The 19,591-nt window shown below is 54.4% G+C and carries 20 protein-coding genes; 10 read left to right on the forward strand and 10 right to left on the reverse strand.

Annotated features, from left to right (window positions below):
• Positions 1-25: 25 nt before the first annotated feature.
• Positions 26-1,987, reverse strand: a complete 1,962-nt coding sequence (locus KI228_RS11180) for a peptidase U32 family protein (RefSeq protein WP_141227530.1) — start codon at positions 1,985-1,987, stop codon at positions 26-28.
• Positions 1,988-2,065: 78 nt separating this feature from the next.
• On the reverse strand, positions 2,066-2,602 hold the full coding sequence (locus KI228_RS11185) for a helix-turn-helix domain-containing protein (RefSeq protein WP_043000641.1): 537 nt from the start codon (positions 2,600-2,602) through the stop codon (positions 2,066-2,068).
• A gap of 91 nt (positions 2,603-2,693) precedes the next feature.
• On the opposite strand from KI228_RS11185, the gene KI228_RS11190 reads away from it, so the two are divergent.
• A complete protein-coding gene (locus KI228_RS11190; protein ID WP_061070094.1) occupies positions 2,694-3,860 on the forward strand; it encodes a benzoate/H(+) symporter BenE family transporter in 1,167 nt (388 codons plus the stop codon).
• Here KI228_RS11190 and KI228_RS11195 read toward each other — a convergent pair.
• A complete protein-coding gene (locus KI228_RS11195) occupies positions 3,837-4,712 on the reverse strand; it encodes a helix-turn-helix domain-containing protein (RefSeq protein ID WP_043000639.1) in 876 nt (291 codons plus the stop codon). The genes KI228_RS11190 and KI228_RS11195 overlap by 24 nt on opposite strands.
• Before the next feature lie 171 nt (positions 4,713-4,883).
• Here KI228_RS11195 and KI228_RS11200 point away from each other — a divergent pair, with 171 nt between their 5' ends.
• Complete coding sequence (locus tag KI228_RS11200; RefSeq protein WP_061070093.1) at positions 4,884-5,777, forward strand: DMT family transporter; 894 nt, start codon at positions 4,884-4,886, stop codon at positions 5,775-5,777.
• A gap of 33 nt (positions 5,778-5,810) precedes the next feature.
• Here the strand turns inward: KI228_RS11200 and KI228_RS11205 are convergent, their stop codons facing one another.
• The 3 genes from KI228_RS11205 to tehA form a co-directional block, all read right to left on the reverse strand.
• Positions 5,811-6,479 (reverse strand): DUF3313 domain-containing protein, encoded by a 669-nt coding sequence (locus KI228_RS11205; RefSeq protein ID WP_043000637.1) that lies wholly within the window; start codon positions 6,477-6,479, stop codon positions 5,811-5,813.
• Positions 6,480-6,635: 156 nt separating this feature from the next.
• On the reverse strand, positions 6,636-7,232 hold the full coding sequence (gene tehB / locus KI228_RS11210; protein ID WP_061070092.1) for a tellurite resistance methyltransferase TehB: 597 nt from the start codon (positions 7,230-7,232) through the stop codon (positions 6,636-6,638).
• Entirely contained in the window at positions 7,229-8,233 is a 1,005-nt protein-coding gene (gene tehA / locus KI228_RS11215; protein WP_044257870.1) for a dicarboxylate transporter/tellurite-resistance protein TehA, read from the reverse strand. The genes tehB and tehA overlap by 4 nt, the downstream gene beginning before the upstream one ends.
• A gap of 112 nt (positions 8,234-8,345) precedes the next feature.
• On the opposite strand from tehA, the gene ydcK reads away from it, so the two are divergent.
• Positions 8,346-9,326 (forward strand): YdcK family protein, encoded by a 981-nt coding sequence (gene ydcK / locus KI228_RS11220; protein ID WP_061070090.1) that lies wholly within the window; start codon positions 8,346-8,348, stop codon positions 9,324-9,326.
• Here ydcK and rimL read toward each other — a convergent pair.
• Positions 9,318-9,863 (reverse strand): 50S ribosomal protein L7/L12-serine acetyltransferase, encoded by a 546-nt coding sequence (gene rimL, locus KI228_RS11225; protein WP_044257864.1) that lies wholly within the window; start codon positions 9,861-9,863, stop codon positions 9,318-9,320. The two genes, ydcK and rimL, sit on opposite strands and share 9 nt — an antisense overlap.
• A 183-nt stretch (positions 9,864-10,046) precedes the next feature.
• Between rimL and KI228_RS11230 the strand changes: the two genes are divergently transcribed.
• The 7 genes from KI228_RS11230 (at position 10,047) to KI228_RS11260 (ending at position 15,573) form a co-directional block, all read left to right on the forward strand.
• Positions 10,047-11,168 carry a M42 family metallopeptidase gene (locus tag KI228_RS11230; RefSeq protein ID WP_044257863.1) on the forward strand — a complete coding sequence of 374 codons (1,122 nt, stop codon included), beginning with the start codon at positions 10,047-10,049 and terminating at the stop codon, positions 11,166-11,168.
• Positions 11,165-11,443: a PTS sugar transporter subunit IIB SgcB gene (sgcB, locus tag KI228_RS11235; protein ID WP_086512595.1), complete on the forward strand. Its 279-nt coding sequence runs from the start codon at positions 11,165-11,167 to the stop codon at positions 11,441-11,443. Before KI228_RS11230 ends, sgcB begins: the two co-directional genes overlap by 4 nt.
• Positions 11,444-11,455: 12 nt before the next feature.
• The gene (gene sgcC, locus KI228_RS11240) at positions 11,456-12,769 is read left to right on the forward strand and encodes a PTS sugar transporter subunit IIC SgcC (protein WP_043000630.1); all 1,314 of its coding nucleotides are present in this window, start codon (positions 11,456-11,458) and stop codon (positions 12,767-12,769) included.
• An 11-nt stretch (positions 12,770-12,780) separates the two neighbouring features.
• The gene (gene sgcQ, locus KI228_RS11245; protein ID WP_044267104.1) at positions 12,781-13,587 is read left to right on the forward strand and encodes a BtpA family protein SgcQ; all 807 of its coding nucleotides are present in this window, start codon (positions 12,781-12,783) and stop codon (positions 13,585-13,587) included.
• Positions 13,588-13,705: 118 nt separating this feature from the next.
• A complete protein-coding gene (gene sgcA / locus KI228_RS11250) occupies positions 13,706-14,137 on the forward strand; it encodes an SgcA family PTS sugar transporter subunit IIA (protein WP_061070089.1) in 432 nt (143 codons plus the stop codon).
• 11 nt (positions 14,138-14,148) lie between these two features.
• A complete protein-coding gene (locus KI228_RS11255; RefSeq protein WP_043000628.1) occupies positions 14,149-14,781 on the forward strand; it encodes a ribulose-phosphate 3 epimerase family protein in 633 nt (210 codons plus the stop codon).
• Between the two features lie 15 nt (positions 14,782-14,796).
• The gene (locus tag KI228_RS11260) at positions 14,797-15,573 is read left to right on the forward strand and encodes a DeoR/GlpR family DNA-binding transcription regulator (RefSeq protein ID WP_043000627.1); all 777 of its coding nucleotides are present in this window, start codon (positions 14,797-14,799) and stop codon (positions 15,571-15,573) included.
• Between the two features lie 210 nt (positions 15,574-15,783).
• On the opposite strand, the gene KI228_RS11265 is transcribed toward KI228_RS11260, so the two are convergent.
• From KI228_RS11265 to KI228_RS11275, 3 genes are all read right to left on the reverse strand, one after another.
• On the reverse strand, positions 15,784-16,008 hold the full coding sequence (locus KI228_RS11265; protein ID WP_042318909.1) for an HP1242/YdcH family protein: 225 nt from the start codon (positions 16,006-16,008) through the stop codon (positions 15,784-15,786).
• A 166-nt stretch (positions 16,009-16,174) separates the two neighbouring features.
• The gene (locus KI228_RS11270) at positions 16,175-17,830 is read right to left on the reverse strand and encodes a glucan biosynthesis protein D (protein WP_044327040.1); all 1,656 of its coding nucleotides are present in this window, start codon (positions 17,828-17,830) and stop codon (positions 16,175-16,177) included.
• Between the two features lie 220 nt (positions 17,831-18,050).
• Positions 18,051-19,559 carry a carboxylesterase/lipase family protein gene (locus tag KI228_RS11275; protein WP_061070680.1) on the reverse strand — a complete coding sequence of 503 codons (1,509 nt, stop codon included), beginning with the start codon at positions 19,557-19,559 and terminating at the stop codon, positions 18,051-18,053.
• Positions 19,560-19,591: the final 32 nt, after the last annotated feature.

A 19,591-nucleotide genomic window follows, 5' to 3' on the forward strand; every position in this document is an offset into this window, starting at 1 on the left:
GCGCTATGCGTATCCGGCAGCTTTGTTAGCCTTTACGCTTCGGCAGCGTTTTCATCAGCTCTTCCGGGCTGACGGAAGCCACCACGCTGCCAGGCAGCGGCATCTTCAGAATGTGATTTTTGATTTTACCAATCACATGCATTTCGCACGGACGGCAGTCAAATTTAAGCGTTAGCACCTCATCGCCGTTCACCAGTTGCATCGGCGTCGCCTTCCAGCTTTTGATATTGCCTTTCGCCTGCTTCGGACACAGATTAAAGGCAAAGCGCAGGCAGTGTTTGGTGATCATCACCGGCACCTCGCCCTTTTCTTCATGCGCTTCATAGGCCGCATCAATCAACTGCACGCCATAACGATGGTAAAACGCCCGCGCCTTATGGTTGTATACGTTGGCCAGAAAACTCAGGTGTGATTGCGGATAAACCGGCGCAGGCTCGGACACCGGCTTGCGAACGCCGCGCTGGTAGCTCGCAAGGCGCGCGGCATCCAGCATCTCTACCGCTTCCCGGCGGAACGCATTAAGCAGGCTGTTCGGCACAAACAGCGCGCCGGGCAAATTCACTGCGATATCGCGGGCGTAATAGATTGTCTGCCCCAGTTTTGCCAGTCCGTCCTTCAGTCCGTTCAGCGCTTTTTCCGCGTTGTTGGCCTCATCAAACTGTCCATCAAGCGTATGGGTGATACTGACGCCCTCTTCGCTGGTCAGCGTCAGGATCAGTTGTTCCTGCCAGCCGCCCAACTCAATATCCACCGCCACCCGACGCTCGCTCGAGGTTTTGGTTAACGCCTGCTGCCAGTTATGGTCAAGATTGCGGTTCAGCGGATGGTGTGGACGCAATTTATGCAGTTCGGCAGGCATTTCGTTCGGCCAGACGCGATAGCGATTTTGTCCGGTTTTTTCCACCGTATTGGCACGAAAGCCGACAACATCACGTTTGATCAGGACATTAAGGCCATCGCCGTTCGCCAGCGGCTCGCTGACATCAACGTCGAGGTGATCTTTCGCTACGTTCAGCACTTCACCCACCGGCAGGCCGATAAACTTTGGCGAATCAAAAGCGCCGATATCCCCTTTGCGCGCATTCACAAAGTAGTCGGTGCTGCCGCGATGAAAGGTTTTGTCCGTTGATGGGGTAAAGAAATGTTCCGTGCGTCCGGCGGAAGCCCGCGCCAGGTCACCGCGATCCTCAATGATGGCATCCAGCATCTGCCGATAGTGCGCGGTAATGTTCTTCACGTAGCTCATGTCTTTGTAACGCCCTTCAATCTTGAAGGAACGCACACCGGCGTCGATCAGCGCGCCAAGGTTAGCGGTCTGATCGTTATCTTTCATCGACAGCAGGTGTTTTTCATACGACACCACCCGCCCCTGATCGTCCTTCAGGGTATATGGCAGACGGCACGCCTGCGAGCAGTCGCCACGGTTGGCGCTACGCCCCGTTTGCGCATGCGAGATATAACATTGCCCGGAATACGCCACGCACAGCGCCCCGTGGACAAAAAATTCGATGGTGGCATCGGTCGCCTGATGAATGGCCTGAATCTGCTCAAGGCTCAGTTCACGCGCCAGCACGATCTGCGTGAACCCCACGTCAGCGAGAAATTTGGCTTTCTCCACGCTGCGAATATCGCATTGGGTACTGGCATGCAGTTCGATCGACGGAATGTCGAGTTCCAGAATCCCCATGTCCTGCACAATCAACGCATCCACGCCGGTCTGGTAGAGATCGGTAATCAGTCGCTGTGCGGGTTCCAGTTCATCGTCGTGAAGGATCGTGTTCAGCGTGACAAAGATTTTTGCGCCATAGCGATGGGCGAACGGCACCAGCTCCGCGATATCTTGCAGGCTATTGCTGGCATTATGACGCGCCCCAAAACCGGGGCCACCGATATAGACGGCGTCCGCACCATGTAAAATGGCTTCGCGGGCGATGGCGGTATCACGTGCCGGGCTTAACAATTCAAGGCGATGTGGAGACGGGCGCATAGCGTTGTTTTTATCCAGTAGCAGCAAAATGGCGGCTATTGTAGTCAGAAGCGCCGCTTTGCGAAATAGTTTTCCCGCTTAACTGCGCGGGTAATGGATGAGCGAATGAAAGTGCACGGTCTGTTCGCTGCTGTTGCGATAAGCATGGGCGCTATCGCCGGCAAAACGAATGCCTTCTCCGGCCCTGATGACGCGCCATTGCTGGTCAATGCACATCTCCAGATCGCCTGCGATTACCACCACATGTTCAATCACGCCCGCTTCGTGCGGCGTGGATTCGCTGAGCGCACCGGGTGCCAGCAAAATTGAAAAGTGATCAAAACACAGCACCGGATCCCACGGGAACAACGGCGTCACGACCATCGCCTGCTCTTGCGGATCAAATGTCGGCAACGGCTCAGATTCCGGCGGCGAAATAAAAGTAGAGAACGGGACATTCAGCCCGGTGGCAATCTTCCATAACGTCGCCACCGTGGGACTGGACTCGTTGCGCTCAATTTGCCCGAGCATCGCTTTTGACACACCGGTGGCCTCGGCCAGGCGCGATAAACTCCACTCACGCTGTTTGCGCAATGTTTTCAAGGTGTTCGCCAGATAGTGTGTCAGGTTGTCCATTGATATCCTCCCAAAACATCAGCTTACCACTTGTACGTTATAACGCCCAGATGCTAGATTAAATGACCGTTATAACGCACAAGGAATGCCTATGCGTTCATTTTCCCTCCCCTTACCCACGCTGCTTTCTGGCTTTGTCGCCGTACTGGTCGGCTATGCCAGTTCAGCGGCCATCATCTGGCAGGCCGCCGTGGCGGCGGATGCCAGTTCCGCGCAAATTGCCGGCTGGATGAGCGCTCTGGGCCTCGCGATGGGGAGCAGTACGTTGATCCTGACGCTCTGGTATCGTGCGCCTGTATTGACGGCATGGTCAACACCCGGTGCGGCGCTGTTGGTGACTGGACTCCAGGGACTGACGCTGCCGGAGGCGATTGGCGTGTTCATCATCGCCAACGCGCTGATCGTGTTGTGCGGCGTGACCGGATTATTCGCCCGCCTGATGCAGGTCATCCCCCATTCGCTGGCGGCAGCCATGCTGGCCGGGATTTTGCTCCGCTTTGGCCTGCAGGCATTTGCCAGTCTCAATGATCAGTTTCTGCTTTGTGGCGGCATGTTGTTGGCGTGGTTGATTCTGAAGCGTATTGCACCGCGCTATGCGGTGATTGCGGCGCTGATTGCGGGTGCGGCCATTGCGTTATTTGAAGGTGACATTGCCACCTCTTCGTTAGCGATGACCCCGGTGTTGCCCACGTTTATTGCCCCTCAGTTTTCGCTGGCCCACAGTCTGGGGATTGCCGTACCGCTCTTTCTGGTGACGATGGCGTCGCAGAATGCGCCCGGTGTGGCGACCATGAAAGCTGCAGGTTACGATGTCCCCGTCTCGCCCCTGATTATTGTCACCGGATTACTGGCGCTGCTGTTATCTCCTTTCGGCGTTTATTCCATCTGCATTGCCGCTATCACGGCGGCGATTTGCCAGAGTCCGGAGGCCCATCCGGATGCAGCAAAACGCTGGCTGGCCGCCGCTGCTGCTGGCGTGTTCTACCTGTTAGCCGGCGTTTTCGGCAGTTCCATTACCGGGATGTTGGCGGCGCTGCCAGCGAGCGGTATCCAGATGCTGGCAGGACTGGCACTGCTGGGGACGATTTCGGGTAGCCTGTATCAGGCGTTGAGTCATGAAAACGAACGTGATGCCGCCGTGGTGACGTTTCTGGTCACCGCCAGCGGGCTGACGCTGTACGGAATTGGTTCGGCGTTCTGGGGGCTGATCGCGGGCGGGATCTGTTACACCGTCTTAAGGCTGGCGCGACGCGCGTAGCTGCGATGGCGTCTTCCCGGTCACCTGCTTGAAACGGTTACTGAAGTGACTTGGCGAACTGAATCCGCAGGCCAGCGCAATCTCCGTTAACGGACGCTGTGAGTGACAGACCAGTTGCTTTGCCACTGCCATCCGGCGCTGCATCACGTACTGATGCGGTGCCATTTTCATCGACTGGCGGAACATTCTGGCGAAATGAAATTCGCTCAGCGCAGCTTCATGCGCCAGATCGGCAAGCGTCAGTGGTTCTGCCAGATGGGCGTCGATATAAGCCAGCACATTACGCAGCGTCACCGGCGCGAGTCCACCCGTTACCGTCGGCAATCGCCACTGCACGTTGCTGTAGTGCTGAATAAGATGGGTCATCAGCAATGACGACGCGGCGCTGAGCGTCAGGTGATTCGCAGGCTGGTGCCAGTCGTTGCCCAGTAAAAACTGGCGGTAAACCGCTGTAATCCCTGGATCGTTGCCAAACGTCCGTTCATCCAGCGTAAAACGGTAAGGGCTTTTATCCCAGACTTTTTCCCCGACTTCACGCAAATGCGCGTCAGTGCAGTAAAGATGCACGAACGAGAGGTCGTCGCGGATATCCCAGGTAGATTCACTCTCTTTTGGCAACAGGCAAAACCGGTCCGGGCCGCCCCCATTTTTCCAGCCTGAGGCCGTTTTTTGATAGCTCTCGTAGCCATCTGCCACATACAGACTGAGCGTGTGATGATCGCAATACTGCGTGATGGTATCGCGCTTATTCGACCATGCAGCTAACTGAACGCCCGAGCGCAGCTCGACCGACTCGTGTAACACGGCATTGTGCTGACTCAACTTTTCAAAGGCATCGTAGGACCGGGTCATACCACCACATAAACACTGTTATTCAGGCATTCAGTCTATCGCAGGTCATTGCGGTTACCACCCGTCCGACGGAAAAAAGCGCAAGATTTTGCAAGTATCCCGCAAGCCGATGAAAGCGCGTCGCCCGTGCAATCTGCGACAGTGAATTATTAGGTATGAAGGGAGAAAATAATGAACGCACTATTATATTGTCTGGTCGTGGTGATCTGGGGTACCACGTGGATCGCCATTTATTTACAGCAAGGTCCGGTTGCCGCACCCGTCTCGATTTTCTGGCGTTTTGCGGTGGCGACGGCGTTGATGATGTTGATTATGCAGATTCGTGGAAAGTTACGGACGCTGTCGTTACGTGACCATCTGTTTTGTCTGCTGCAAGGCAGTTGCGTTTTTTGCTTTAACTTCTGGTGTTTTTACACGGCGGCCGCCTGGATCAATACCGGACTGGAATCAGTTATCTTTTCCATGGCGGTGCTGTTTAACGCGGTGAATAGCTTCTTCTTCTTTGGGCAAAAACCTCCGCTGCGGTTTTACTGCGCCGCCGCGCTGGGACTGACGGGTATCGTCACCCTCTTCTGGCAGGATCTGATGAACAGCGGATTTAGAGGATCGCTGCTGCTGGGGATTGGTCTGAGCGCGCTGGGGACATTTGGTTTCTCTCTGGGAAATATGATCAGCCTGCGCCATCAGAAAAAAGGTCTGGAAGTGATGACTACTAACAGTTGGGCCATGCTGTACGGCACGCTGCTGATTGCAACGATTGCCCTTCTGCGCGGGGATAACTTCACTCCGCAATGGACCTTCAGCTACATCGGCGCCCTGCTGTATCTGGCAGTATTCGGATCGGTCATCGCCTTCGGTGCCTACTTTACGCTGGTAGGAAGAATTGGCGCGAGTAATGCCGCGTACAGCACATTGCTCTTTCCGCTGGTTGCGCTGTCATTTTCTACGGTTTATGAAGGTTATAGCTGGCAGGTGAATGCGGTAGCGGGACTGATTCTGATTCTGGTGGGAAACCTGGTGATGTTTGCCCGTCCACCGGCGCTGTTGCGCCGCCGGACAGCATAAAGAAACGCGCCATCAAACGATGGCGCGTCACGATTATTTCTGGTTTACATCAAACATGGTGGCATCCGTCGCCATGTCATCAACCACTTGTTTCAGCGTCTCAAATGCCATCGGCGTATTCTGGTTATTCAGATCTTTGCCTTCACCCTGACGCACGACTTTAATCACCGGCTTATTGGTCGCCGCATCAATTAACTCGCCTTCAAAGTAGAGATGGGTGTCCATCGTGCGGTGACCGGTTGCCATTTGGGTACCGGCAACCACCAACGCCACAGGCACCACTTCATAGAACTGCAGCCCTTCTTTGCTGGTATCCACCCCGGTGATCGCCCCGCGGAAGATCAGGCTACGCGGTCCCGGCGTGGTCACCAGCGGTTTACGTTGACCAATAGAGGTCTTCATCTTTGTGTTGGTGTAGTTTAACAACTGATCCAGCACATTCTGTCCAACCTGTGTGGAAGGTTTCGGGACCGGATAATAGGTTATTGGGTTCCAGACGATGTTGTCATATTTGGTATCACTAAAGTTGGGATCAACCCAACGCAATACCGGATGCCCCGTAGCAGATTTTGTTTCCTTAAGACCTGAGTAGTCTTTTAAAAAACCCGAGTATTTATCAGGCTGCGTCACTTTTGAGGCACAGCCAGATAACGCCAGTAAACCAGTAAGCACTGCAACTTTAAATAAAGTATGAGTACGCATGAAACGATCCCTTAGAATATGCAAATATGCAGTTGAAATAGTAGCAAAGGGAAATCATCTGCGTTGGATTAAAAATGGTAACCAAAGCACAATTTCTTCAGAGCGCCCATTTTTAAGAAAAATGCTGGGCGCAGAGGGGGTTAGCGGAACATCGACTTAGGCTGTTTTACGTGCCAGCAGCGTGGCAAAGCGCAGTTTAATTCGGTTACCGTTGGCGTCAGTACGATGCAATTCACCAACATCTTCATTATATTTCAGTAAATCCCAGCCTTCGTAATAACGACGAAGTTCTCCTTCTTTAAACGCAAAGGGGAAACCCACGGTGCACGGAAAATCAGCGGTATCCATGGCGGCAACAATCAGGTTATAACCGCCAGGTTTAGTGCAGCGCTGCATATTCTCGATTAAACCCGGAATCGTTTTGGCTTCGAGGAACATCATCACCACGGTGGAGAGAATAAAATCATATTCGCCCTCAAACGTTAGCGCGTTGAGATCCACCACGTTGGCCTGGAGATTGTCCAGCCCTTCTGCCGTCTTAATTCGCTCGACGTTGGCAATGCTCATCGGATTTTTATCCCACGCGGTCACGTCAAAGCCCTTCGCCGCCAGATAGAGACTGTTACGCCCATTGCCACAGCCCAAATCCAGCGTTTTTCCCGGTTTAACGACCTTCATCGCCTCCAGCACTTCCGAGTGGGTGCGGGTTAAGTCGTATTTTTCAGTGAAGTAATTTTCGTCACGAAGGGTCATTTTTTATCCTCAGATTTCAGTAATGCCGCGCGCTCTGTGCGAATGAGCAGTTTTCCCTGCATCAGCAGCGCGAACGTGCGTACCAGCAATAATGCAATGATAACATTGGTAAAGATGAATAGCGGCAGCGCCAGCGTGTGAAAAAAGCCCGACGGGCTGGCGTGACCAAGATGTAATCCGGTGGTCGCCAGCGCCGACACGCCGAACGAGAAACTCCAGAATGAGGCGTTAAACGGCTGCGACAAATACCAGGGCATCAGGCGGAGCATAAACAGCAGTTGCAGCAGGCCGTAGCCAAACAGCATTTTCGCCAGCGTGTCGCTCTCGCCGCCGTTGACGCTCAGCCAGGCGCTACAGGCCACCAGCGCAGGCGCAAGCTGGATCCCCAGCGAAGTCCGCATGGCAGTGGGTAATTCCCCGGCACTGCGCAGACGTTGCAGAATAACCGGTTCCAGGCTCAGCCAGGAAAAGACGCCGGCGCCTAAAAAGACCAGTCCGGCATCGGTATAGCCTAACGCGCCGCAGGCCATCGCACTGATAAAGTTGTTGGCGACCGTCGGTAAATACAGTCCGGGCGTCGTCGCCTCTTGCGGATGCGAGCCGCGCCACAGCCCGGCGGTCTGCCACGCGGCGTAAACCAGTTGAATAACCACCCCGACGCTGAACAACCCCATCGCCAGCGGACGACACCACGGTACAAAACCCATCGCCACCAGCATTGTGGTGGCCGGAAACAGGCTGACAAAACTGCTCATCACCGGATGGCGAATCTCAGCAATCACGCTGTGCGGGAAACGAATCAGACGCGTGATAAACGCCAGCGTCAGCAGCCCCCATATCATCATCGCCAGAATCACCAGACCATCACCAAACCAGTGGCTGACAGGCCAGATTTGGCTGGCATAACGCCAGGCAAACCCCATTCCAATCGTTCCCAGCACCATGCCAAAGTAACCGGCGGGAAGGTTCAGAACACGATCGCTATGCTTGCTGTTACTCATTTTGTTTATTTTATAAAGTATATTTGAAATGCATTTTATGGAATTTCATCCGTTTTAGCCAGTGCCGCAGAATTTGCTACGGTTAGAGTAAGCCACTAAACGGAATGCCTTCATGCGTAAATACCGACTCAGCGACGAACCGCGCGCGTTCAGCTACCAGGATAATGGCAATAAAATGAGCGTTTTACTACGCCAGATTATTGCACTCATTGACTTTAATGATGTGAAAGCCGGTGACGCCGGCGGCTGGATTGATGATGAAAGCGTGCTGGACCACGCCGGACACTGCTGGATTTACGACGAAAATACGCTGGCCTTTTCCGGCTGTACGATTTCGGGCAATGCGCGTATCACACAACCCTGTCTTCTGCGCGACAACGTTCACATTAGCGATAATGTCTGGATTGACCGCGCTGAACTCAGTCACGGCGCCAGAATAAGTGACAACGTCACCATTCAGTCATCCACGGTCCGTGGCGATTGCCACCTCTTTGGCGATGCGCGAATTTTGCAGCAATCGGAAATCATCGCGGCACGCGGGCTGACCGTCGAGCGCGATCAGATCCTGCAAATCTATGACCGCACCACGGTCAGCCATTCACGCATTGTCCATCAGGCACAAATTTATGGCGATGCCATCGTCAGTTACGCCTTTATTGAGCATCGGGCAGAGGTCTTTGATGAGGCGCTGATTAAAGGAAATGATGAAAACGACGTCTGGATTTGCGATTGCGCGAAAGTGTACGGACGGGCGCAGGTGATCGCCGGAACGGGAGACGATGCGATCCCCACGCTACGCTACAGTTCACAGGTGGCGGAACAAGCGCGGATTGAAGGTAACTGTGTCCTTAAACATCACGTTCTGGTGGGCGGAAACGCCGTGTTGTGCGGCGGTCCCATTTTACTCGACGATCATATCCTGATTGAAGGCGATGCGCGCATTCTTGGTGAGGTGCTGATTGAAAATCACGTTGATATCCGGGGACATACCACCGTGGAAGCCGCCACAGACGACGCCATTCACCTGCGCGGGCCGAAAGTGTTCAACGGCGATCAGCATATCACCCGCACGCCGCTGATTGGCTCACTGTAGCGTCGAATCAATGATGCGAGCATACAGGTTAACATCGTCATAGTGCCCGTTCAGAAACTCCGCCTGTTTCAGGCAGCCTTCCAGTTCAAAGCCATTACGCTGCGCAACCTGATTGCTTGCCTGGTTCTTTATCCGGCATTTGATCACAAAGCGACGGATTTCGCCGCGCCCGGCATAGTGGTGAATAAATGCCTGCAACGCCCGCGACAGGATCCCTTTCCCCTGCTGCGTTTCGTCTATCCAGTAACCGATATAGGCCGCTTTGTTCAACGGCTCAATCTGATTGAACGACAGCACGCCCAGCATCTCCTCGCCGGCAAAAATGAGGAACATTTTGGCGTAGTCCCGCTGATGCAGCATCATATTACCCTGCACCGTTTTGCGCGTATCCTCTACCGTATTGACGTACTGCGGCCAGTCAAAGAACTGCATTAGCCATGCCTTGTTTTTACATACCAGTTGATACAGCCCGGTAACGTGACATTCTTCAACCGCCCGTAGCTGCAGCGTGTCATCGATCTCAATAATTTCACTCACCCGTTCCTTCCTCCCACGTTCAGACTTTCATCAGCATTGAGCGTTTTTATTCCACTCACCTCACATTATTTTTTATTTCCTCAGCTTTCGCTATTTCCACGTGAAGCAGCTCACAATTATTCGCCCAGCCAGCGCCTATAAAACGCTCAACGAGTGATTGTTTTATCGTCTACGGAGATACTTATGTCATTTTCTGTGCAGGAAACACTGTTCTCGCTTTTGCATCTCAATGCGGTTTCTGGGCATGAAAACAGCGTCGCTGAGGTCATGCTACGCGAATTTTCACGTCAGGCAAAAGAGGTCTGGCGCGATCGCTTAGGAAATGTCGTCGCCCGCTACGGCAGTGATAACCCAAACGCCTTGCGCCTGATGATGTTTGCCCATATGGATGAAGTCGGCTTTATGGTGCGCAAAATTGAGCCGTCGGGTTTTTTGCGCTTCGAACGCGTGGGCGGCCCGGCGCAGGTCACCATGTCCGGCTCGATGGTCACGCTTGCCGGGGATAACGGCCCGGTGATGGGATGCATCGGCATTAAGGCGTACCACTTCGCAAAGGGGGATGAACGCACGCAGTCGCCTTCCGTCGATAAACTGTGGATTGATATTGGCGCGAAAGATAAAGCCGACGCCCAGCGGATGGGCATTCAGGTTGGCACACCGGTTACGCTGTATAACCCGCCGCAACTGCTGGCGAACGACCTGGTGTGTAGCAAAGCGCTGGACGATCGTCTGGGATGTACCGCGCTACTGGGCGTCGCGGATGCCATCGGTGCGGCGTCGCTGGATATCGCGGTGTATCTGGTGGCCTCGGTGCAGGAAGAGTTCAACATCCGCGGCATTGTCCCGGTTTTACGTCGCGTTAAACCAGATCTTGCAATCGGTATTGATATCACGCCGTCCTGCGATACGCCGGATCTGCAGGACTACTCAGAGGTTCGCGTCAATCAGGGCGTTGGCATCACCTGTCTGAACTACCACGGTCGTGGCACGCTGGCGGGATTAATTACACCACCACGGCTGATCCAGATGCTCGAGCAAACGGCTCTTGCGCACCATATTCCCGTGCAGCGCGAAGTGGCGCCTGGCGTCATCACTGAAACCGGTTATATCCAGGTTGAGCAGGACGGCATTCCCTGCGCCAGCCTTTCCATCCCTTGTCGTTATACCCATTCTCCGGCGGAAGTCGCCAGTCTGCGTGATTTGACTGACTGCATTCGCTTATTGACCGCCCTGGCTGGCCTGCCAGCCGGGCACTTTCCCGTTGAGCCTGATTCAGGCACTACACAAGAGGCAAATCCATTATGAAAAAGATCCTTGTGGCATGCGGTACCGGCATGTCGACGTCAACCATGATTGCACACAAGTTGCAGGAGTTCCTTGCCGAGCAAGGCATTGCGGCAAGCACCGCCCAGTGCTGTCTTAATGAGATCCCGCTGAACTGTAACGGCATGGACCTGATTGTGACCTCCATGCGCACCAACAACGATTACGGTGTTCCCACGTTAAACGGCGCGGCCCTGCTAACGGGAATTAACGACGACGCCTTAAAACAAGAAATCAAGGCACTGTTAACGCAATAACAAGGAGGCACTATGTTTGACTACATCCTGTCTCTCGGCGGTACTGTTTTTGTCCCCATCATCATGATTGTGATTGGGTTGATCTTCCGTATTCCCTGGCTGCAGGCGATCAAGGCCGGGGTGACGGTAGGGATTGGTTTTGTCGGGATGGGACTGGTGATCGTGATGGCGATCGACAGCCTCAGCCCGCCCATCAAAGTGATGATTGAACGCTTCGGCCTGACCCTGCATGTGTTTGACGTCGGCGCAGGGCCGGCTTCCGGCGTCGGGTACGCCACCGCCATTGGCGCAATGATTATCCCGATCATTTTTCTGCTCAACGTTGCGATGCTGGTCACTCGTCTGACCAAAACCATGAACGTCGATATCTATAACTACTGGCACTACGCCATTACCGGCACCGTGGTCCAGTTAATGACCGGTAGCCTGATTTATGGCGTGCTGGGGGCCATTTGCCACGCGGCGCTGTCGCTAAAAATGGCCGACTGGACGGCAAAACGCGTGCAAAGCATTGTCGGTCTGGAGGGGATCTCGATCCCGCAAGGTTATGGTTCGAGTTCCGTACCGCTGTTCGTTCTGCTGGATGCTATCTACGAAAAAATCCCGTTCATGAAGGGACGCAACATCGATGCCCAGGAGATCCAGAAACGCTACGGGATGGTGGGCGATCCGGTCATTATCGGCGTCGTGCTCGGCCTGATCTTTGGCCTCGCTGCAGGTGAAGGTTTTAAAGGATGCGCCAGCCTGATGATTACCGTCGCGGCGATTATGGTGCTGTTCCCGCGCATGATCCGCCTGATTGTTGAAGGGTTGCTCCCCATCTCCGACGGCGCACGGAAATTTTTCCAGAAATATTTCAAGGGGCGCGAGGTGTATATCGGTCTGGATACCGCCGTCACGCTGGGCCATCCCACCACGATTGCCGTTGGTCTGCTGCTGATCCCCATCATGCTGATTCTGGCCAGCATCTTACCCGGCAACAAAGTGCTGCCGCTTGCCGATCTGCCCGTCGCACCGTTCTTTATCTGTATGGCGACGGTGATCCATCGCGGCGACCTGATTCGTACCTTGATCAGCGGCGTGATTGTCATGGTCACCGTCCTGTTGATTGCCACGCAGTTTGCCCCGTATTTCACCGACATGGCGCTTAAGGGCGGCTTTAGTTTTGCCGGTGAAAATGCGCAAATCTCCGCGCTGTCCGTGGGCAACATGTTTGGCTGGTCAATCTCGGAGCTGATGTCGCTTGGCATTATTGGCGTCGTCGTGGCGGTGGGTATCGTCGCCAGCGTCGTGCTGTTCTTACGTAAACGTGAACTATCGGAATAAGGAGTACCTTCATGAGTTGGCTGAAAGAGGTTATTGGAACGGAAAAAGCCGTCATTGCCATGTGCCATTTGCGTGCATTGCCCGGCGACCCGAGCTTTGATGCACAGAAAGGGATGAACTGGGTTATCGACCGCGCCCGGGACGATCTGCTGGCGCTACAGAATGGCGGCGTGGATGCCGTCATGTTTTCCAACGAGTTTAGTCTTCCCTATCTCACGAAGGTTCGCCCGGAAACCACGGCAGCAATGGCGAGGGTGATTGGGCAGTTGATGAGCGAAATCCGCATTCCGTTTGGCGTCAATGTGTTGTGGGATCCGGTCGCATCATTCGATCTGGCAATGGCGACGGGCGCAAAATTCATTCGCGAGATTTTTACCGGTGCCTACGCCAGCGACTTCGGGGTCTGGGACACGAACGTCGGCGAGACCATTCGTCATCAGCACCGCATCGGCGCAGGTGAAGTCAAAACGCTGTTCAACATTGTGCCTGAAGCGGCGGTGTATCTGGGTAATCGCGATATTTGTTCCATTGCCAAATCCACGGTCTTTAACAACCATCCTGACGCCCTTTGCGTCTCTGGTCTGACGGCGGGCGCACGCACCGACAGCGCCCTACTGAAGCGGGTCAAAGAAACGGTACCGGATACCGTGGTGCTGGCGAATACCGGGGTGTGTCTGGAAAACGTCGAGGAGCAACTGAGCATCGCCGACGGTTGCGTAACCGCCACCACCTTTAAAAAGGACGGCGTGTTCGCCAACTTTGTCGATCAGGCGCGGGTCAGTCGTTTTATGGAAAAAGTGCATCACATACGGCAATAAAAAAGGGGATAAGCAGCGCGCTTACCCCCGGTAGAACAGCGATCCCTGCCGCCTTCGTCAAAAGTCTCGACGGGGATCGCTATCAGAGTAACCCTAACCGGCAAGGAGTCAACGACTGATGATTAACGATGTTAAGTGGGTACAGGCACAGCGAGAGGCCAGGGACTGGCGTCAGGCCGTCGAAATCGCTGCTCGCCCACTGATTACCTTTGGCGCGGCGCAACCAGACTATGTGGACGGTATTATCGACAACACCCTGAACTGGGGGCCGTACTATGTCATTGCCCCCGGCATCGCCTTGCCTCATGCGCGGCCCGAACAAGGCGCTAACCATAATCAGGTCAGCATCACGACGTTAAAAACGCCCGTTGCTTTTGGGCATGAAGAGTGTGATCCGGTCTGGCTGCTGCTGTGCGTCAGCGCGACGGATGCCAATGCGCATATCCTCACCATCCAGCGCATCAGCCAGTTTATCGATTCGCCTGAACGACTCGCGGCAGTCCGACACGCGCAAACCGACGCCGCGCTGTTCGCGCAGATTAGCGGTTAACGGAGGCGATAATGATTCTGCACCCTTCTCTCGCATCGGCAGATCCACTGCACTACGGGGCGACGTTGAGCGCGCTGGCCGATGCCGATATCGGCTCACTGCATCTGGATATCGAAGACAGCAGCTTTATTAACAACATCACCTTTGGCCTCAAAACCGTACAGGCTGTCGCCCAACAGACGACGCATCCCCTTTCGTTTCATTTCATGATTGCCCGCCCGCAGAGTTGGTTTCCCATCCTGGCGGAGATCAAACCGGCATGGATTTTTGTTCATGCCGAAGCGCTGGCATACCCTTCTGAGACGCTGGCAGAAATTCGCGAAATCGGCGCAAAAGCCGGGCTGGCGGTGAATCCCGCCACACCAATTGACGGGTATCGCTATCTGGCCTCGCAACTGGATGCGCTAATGGTGATGACCAGCGAACCAGACGGGGTCGGACAACAGTTTATTCCCACCCTGTGCGCCAAAGTCCGCCAGGTGCGTGAGTATTTTCCACAAGCCGTGTGCTGGGCCGATGGCGGCATTACGCTTTCTGCGGCACAACACCTGGCGACGGCGGGCGCACAACATCTTGTCGTGGGGCGTGCACTGTTCTCATCAGAGAATTATCACACCACGTTATCCCGGTTTGCAGGACTGTAAGAGGAGATTGCTTCGATGAGCCAACAGCGCCCTGACCGTATCAAACAGATGCTGCACTATCTGTGGCAACATCGTCATCTCTCCACCCAACAGGCCATGGAACTGTTTGGTTATGCGGAGGCGACCGTCCGTCGCGATTTCCAGTATATCGCCAGCCAGTATCCCGGTATGACTCGCGGTCATGGCTGTCTGGATTTCGACGACAGTATGGACGACAAAGAGTATGTCTTTGAGGTTAAGCGGACACTGCAATCCGAGGCAAAAAAAGAGATTGCTGCCCTTGCCCGCACGATGATCAAAGACGGTGACTGTTTCTTTCTCGATTCCGGCTCGACCTGCCTCGAACTGGCGAAATGTCTGGCCGATGCACGTGTGAAGGTCATCTGCAACGACATCAAAATCGCCAATGAACTGGGCTGTTTTCCGCACGTCGAAAGTTACATTATCGGCGGGCTTATTCGTCCGGGTTACTTTTCGGTAGGTGAAAGCCTGGCGCTGGAGATGCTCAATGCGTTTTCAGTGGAACGGGCCTTTATCTCCTGCGATGCGCTGTCGCTGGCCACGGGGATCACTAACGCCACCCTGTTTGAAGTCGGCGTGAAGACGCGGATTATTCAGCGTTCACGAGAAGTGATACTGATGGCCGATCATTCAAAGTTTGATGCGGTGGAACCCCATGCCGTCGCCACGCTCTCTTGCATTAAAACGATTATCAGCGACAGCGCGTTAGCGGATGATATTGTTCAGCGTTATACCCACGCGGGATGCCACCTGGTTTTACCACATCGCTGAGTTTCAGGCACAAAAAAGCCGCCAGGGCTGGCGGCTTAGATTGCTGACAGAGAAGGAAAAAGCGTGGTTTTTCCTTCTCTGTAATTATCAGCCGAAAATCAATAAATTGATTTTCCTGATTTTTAATGAGGTGATCTCTTCTTATCCGGTATCAGGATAAGGTTTGTCATCTCTCTCAAGCCGCCAGGGCTGGCGGCTCATAAATGCGGATTATCCCGCGTCAACACTTTCTTTCTGCAGTATTTTGAGCATATCGTCCTTCAGTTGAAGCTTCTGTTTTTTCAGCCGAACGACTTCGAGATTGTATCCCCGACCATCGGAACCTTCCAGCCTGGCAATTTCATGATCAAGGTTGTTATGCTTTTCAAAAAGCGACAAAAAGCGAGGATTCTCGGATTTCAGTCGGGAAATCAGATCTCTGTATTCTGGAAACATACGCTCTCCCTGTTAGTGATAAACCATGTGTATAAGAAATACACTCCATCAGCTTACCCATTTGACTTAGGGAAAAATGCGAACAGGATCGTGTTTAATTCCTGAACAGATATTTCGCATGCCTGGCTGTTGACGCCCTTCGCATTTCGAAGGGCGTTGGCGCAGATTAACGCATCACGCGATCGTCGACGTAGGTCCGTTTATCCGGCGCCGGCGGGAAATACTGGTACAGCCAGGTTTCACTGATCGCGTCGCCCTGGCAGCGCAGGAACATACGCATGTCCACCGGTTCGGTCGAGTCTGACGTGGGATACCAGTCAAACTGGATGCGGTAACCGTCAAACGGCTCAACGTAGAGAATTTCAATCTGCTTCGCTTCGCCGCTGGACAGCGTAATCACCGGCTCAATGCCTTTCGGTGCGGCCGCTTTCAGATCGCCACCGACGAAATCGACTGCAAAACGTCGCGCCCATTTCTCTGGATAGTGCTCGCCCGGCGCCCAGCCCTCCGGGAATCCGCCCATACCGGTGCGGGTGGCCATCACGCGCGCCAGTGGCGAACGGACCGGCGGCTGTGCGCTCCAGTACAGACGGTATTTATATTCCAGCTCATCACCCGCTTCGATGGCTTTTTCCGGCTGCCAGAAGCAGACCACGTTATCCAGCGTTTCGCCGGTTGTCGGGATCTCCATCAGCCCGATGGTGCCTTTGCCCCACTTGTTACGAGGTTCCACCCACAGGCTTGGGCGCTTGTTGTACCAGCCCATGATGTCCTGATAGTGGGAGAAATCACGATCCAGTTGCAGCAGGCCGAATCCTTTCGGGTTGTTATCGGTATAGGCGTTGAATTGCAGCTTTTGCGGGTTATTCAGTGGGCGGCAAATCCACTCGCCGTTGCCCCGCCACATTGCCAGACGATCGGAGTCATGGATTTGCGGATGAATGGTATCGCACATGCGTCGTTCGTTATTGCCGCAGCTGAACATGCTGGTCATCGGCGCGATGCCCAACTGTTTGATGTCTTTGCGAGCATACAAACGGTTTTCAACGTCCATGATCACCTGGCTCTTCTCACAGTGAATCACAAACTTATAGGCACCGGTGATGCTCGGACTGTCCAGCAGCGCGTACACGGTAAAGGTGGTGGCGCCGGGTTTCACCGTATCGAACCAGAAGGCGGTGAAGTCCGGGAACTCTTCTTTGGTGTCGGTGTAGGTGTCTATCGCCAGACCACGCGCGGAAAGCCCGTACTGATAGGTATCATCGACGGCGCGGAAATAACTTGCACCGAGGAAAGAAACCACGTCGCGTCGTGCCAGCTCAGGCGCTTTGAAGACGCGAAAACCGGCAAAGCCGAGATCGGTTTGCCCTTCCAGTTGTCTGGTATCAACGCCGGCATCATTGTATTTAAACAGTTCCGGGCGGAAGTGAATCTCCCGCGCCAGATGGGTGCTGGAATCGACGGAGAACATGCGCACGCGACGACGGAAGCCCATCCCAACGTGGAAGAACTGCGCGTCCAGCTGACGGCCTTCGACGTTGTTCCACAGCGATTGCGCGGCATCATACTGAATGCTGTTGTAGGCCTGCGGCGTCAGATTCGCCAGCGTATTGGGCAATGCGCGCGGCGCACCGCCCCACGGTTTCTGCGCAAGATCGTGCGCCATGGACTGCAGCACGGAAAAATCAAAGCGGACGGTTTGTCCGTCCGCAATGTCGGATTCCGCCGCATACGCGGCACGGGTGAAAAGTGATGCAATACCACTGGTACCGCACACGGCGGCCATTGCCATTGAACCTTTAATAAATCGTCTGCGATTCATACCTGAAAGTAAATCCTTCTGGTCATGTGAAGGGTCCCGCGCTGGCGCTCGACAGCGGCAAGAAGATGCATAATTCTGACCGCTCACTCTAGACAAAATTGATTAATAATCCAATTGTTGGCCGCAGATTATCTGAACAAAATGGAAAATATTTTGTGTCGATGGGAACAGCCTGATTTCCACGTAAAGTTCCCCGCGCAAACTTTCAACTTTTGCAAAGCTAGTCGAGACTGACGTGCTGGGTCATCACCCGTTTAAAGAGCGCAAGTCGCGCCCGCATAAACCGGTTCTCCACCTTAAAACCAGCAAACTTATTCAGCCCAATACGTAACAACCGATCGCGGCCCTGAATACAGGCCGGCCAACGGACCGGTCCGTGTAGAACATCGCAACTCCGACTGGCATGACGGGCAAAATTGACCCAGTAATCCGCAACGTGGACAGCAAAGGCGAGATCGTTTTCGTTCACATAATTTCGTGAAGGTTCAGCGAGCGTTAGAGTATTAAACACGTAAGGCACTTCGTTGCCATGCCAGGCGCCGTTGGCATAGGTGTGATGCTCCGATTCCGCAACGTAATCAAACCAGTACCGCCAGCAAGGCTCGCCGACCCGCTGTTGCGCCTGCATCACCACGTAGCCTAATGCCGTAAACGCCATATCCCGACACACCTGCCGTCCCAGTTCTTCATCGCCCTTCACGCCCGGATACAGTAGCTTAATCAGGCCGAGTCCCAGCCTGCGTTCACGACGCAGTTTCTGAATTTGTTCGGCAAGATCGACGCCGAAAACCGCCATCACGCTGGCTTCATCGCTGTTAGAACCAATCATCACCGGCATCGGGTGCTGTCTGGCGGCGAAAAAGACGTCCAGCATCGGCTCCGGCAGTACCGCATCGCCAGAGACAGGTGTTGGCGCAATTTTGTACGGTGCGCCCAACGGCCAGAAGGCCTCGGCCGGAATCGCGCGTAGCTGTTCCGCCGTTGCATTCTGCAAACCAAAGTGTTCAGCCAGCGCAACGCCGTTTTCCAGCGCGATTTCACGAGGCGTGTCCGGCAACGTGTAGCCGCTCTGCACAATCGCTTTATGAAACAACCCTTTTCCGCGCGGCGAAGCCAGCAGCGAGAGTACGCTGCGCGCCCCGGCCGACTCACCAAACAGCGTCACGTTTTGCGGATCGCCGCCGAACGCAGCGATGTTTTCCTGTACCCAGCGCAGCGCCGCTATCTGGTCGAGCAAAGCAAAGTTATTGAGAGCCTCGCTCTCTTCGCCTTCCAGTGCCGGATGAGCAAAAAAGCCGAGGTGACCGAGACGATAGTTGACGGTCACGACAACCACGTTGCGCTTTGCCAGCTCAACGCCGTCATAAGGCGGCAGACTACCCGCGCCAATGGTGTAGCCGCCGCCGTGCAGCCAGACCATCACCGGAAGCGGCTGATGACGTTCCGCCGGAGACCAGACGTTGAGATAGAGACAGTCTTCAGAAAATGCGCCGGGATCGCCGCCGCCCAACTCTTTGCAGTACTCAATGTCCTGCCAACTGGCGCTGGAGAAGGTATTGGCGTCACGAATCCCGGACCAGGGAGTAACCGGCTGCGGCGCGCGCCAACGCCATTTCCCCGTTGGTGGCGCGGCGTAAGGAATACCGCGCCAAAGGTGGATGTCGTCCTGGACGACACCCATTAGCTGTCCCTGTACGGTTTGAATCAGTGGAATACCAGGTTTGATCATGTCCATATTTACCCGTTAATCGCAGATCCCTA

The organism is Citrobacter amalonaticus, from assembly GCF_018323885.1.
Classification (GTDB): Bacteria; Pseudomonadota; Gammaproteobacteria; order Enterobacterales; family Enterobacteriaceae; genus Citrobacter_A; species Citrobacter_A amalonaticus.

What these genes read in the sequence shown, in the direction of transcription:
- KI228_RS11180 (WP_141227530.1), bottom strand. Translation starts at nt 1,987, where the DNA reads ATGCGCCCGTCTCCACATCGCCTTGAATTGTTAAGCCCGGCACGTGAT.
- KI228_RS11185 (WP_043000641.1), bottom strand. Translation starts at nt 2,602, where the DNA reads ATGGACAACCTGACACACTATCTGGCGAACACCTTGAAAACATTGCGC.
- KI228_RS11190 (WP_061070094.1), top strand. Translation starts at nt 2,694, where the DNA reads ATGCGTTCATTTTCCCTCCCCTTACCCACGCTGCTTTCTGGCTTTGTC.
- KI228_RS11195 (WP_043000639.1), bottom strand. Translation starts at nt 4,712, where the DNA reads ATGACCCGGTCCTACGATGCCTTTGAAAAGTTGAGTCAGCACAATGCC.
- KI228_RS11200 (WP_061070093.1), top strand. Translation starts at nt 4,884, where the DNA reads ATGAACGCACTATTATATTGTCTGGTCGTGGTGATCTGGGGTACCACG.
- KI228_RS11205 (WP_043000637.1), bottom strand. Translation starts at nt 6,479, where the DNA reads ATGCGTACTCATACTTTATTTAAAGTTGCAGTGCTTACTGGTTTACTG.
- tehB (WP_061070092.1), bottom strand. Translation starts at nt 7,232, where the DNA reads ATGACCCTTCGTGACGAAAATTACTTCACTGAAAAATACGACTTAACC.
- tehA (WP_044257870.1), bottom strand. Translation starts at nt 8,233, where the DNA reads ATGAGTAACAGCAAGCATAGCGATCGTGTTCTGAACCTTCCCGCCGGT.
- ydcK (WP_061070090.1), top strand. Translation starts at nt 8,346, where the DNA reads ATGCGTAAATACCGACTCAGCGACGAACCGCGCGCGTTCAGCTACCAG.
- KI228_RS11230 (WP_044257863.1), top strand. Translation starts at nt 10,047, where the DNA reads ATGTCATTTTCTGTGCAGGAAACACTGTTCTCGCTTTTGCATCTCAAT.
- sgcB (WP_086512595.1), top strand. Translation starts at nt 11,165, where the DNA reads ATGAAAAAGATCCTTGTGGCATGCGGTACCGGCATGTCGACGTCAACC.
- sgcC (WP_043000630.1), top strand. Translation starts at nt 11,456, where the DNA reads ATGTTTGACTACATCCTGTCTCTCGGCGGTACTGTTTTTGTCCCCATC.
- sgcQ (WP_044267104.1), top strand. Translation starts at nt 12,781, where the DNA reads ATGAGTTGGCTGAAAGAGGTTATTGGAACGGAAAAAGCCGTCATTGCC.
- sgcA (WP_061070089.1), top strand. Translation starts at nt 13,706, where the DNA reads ATGATTAACGATGTTAAGTGGGTACAGGCACAGCGAGAGGCCAGGGAC.
- KI228_RS11255 (WP_043000628.1), top strand. Translation starts at nt 14,149, where the DNA reads ATGATTCTGCACCCTTCTCTCGCATCGGCAGATCCACTGCACTACGGG.
- KI228_RS11260 (WP_043000627.1), top strand. Translation starts at nt 14,797, where the DNA reads ATGAGCCAACAGCGCCCTGACCGTATCAAACAGATGCTGCACTATCTG.
- KI228_RS11265 (WP_042318909.1), bottom strand. Translation starts at nt 16,008, where the DNA reads ATGTTTCCAGAATACAGAGATCTGATTTCCCGACTGAAATCCGAGAAT.
- KI228_RS11270 (WP_044327040.1), bottom strand. Translation starts at nt 17,830, where the DNA reads ATGAATCGCAGACGATTTATTAAAGGTTCAATGGCAATGGCCGCCGTG.
- KI228_RS11275 (WP_061070680.1), bottom strand. Translation starts at nt 19,559, where the DNA reads ATGATCAAACCTGGTATTCCACTGATTCAAACCGTACAGGGACAGCTA.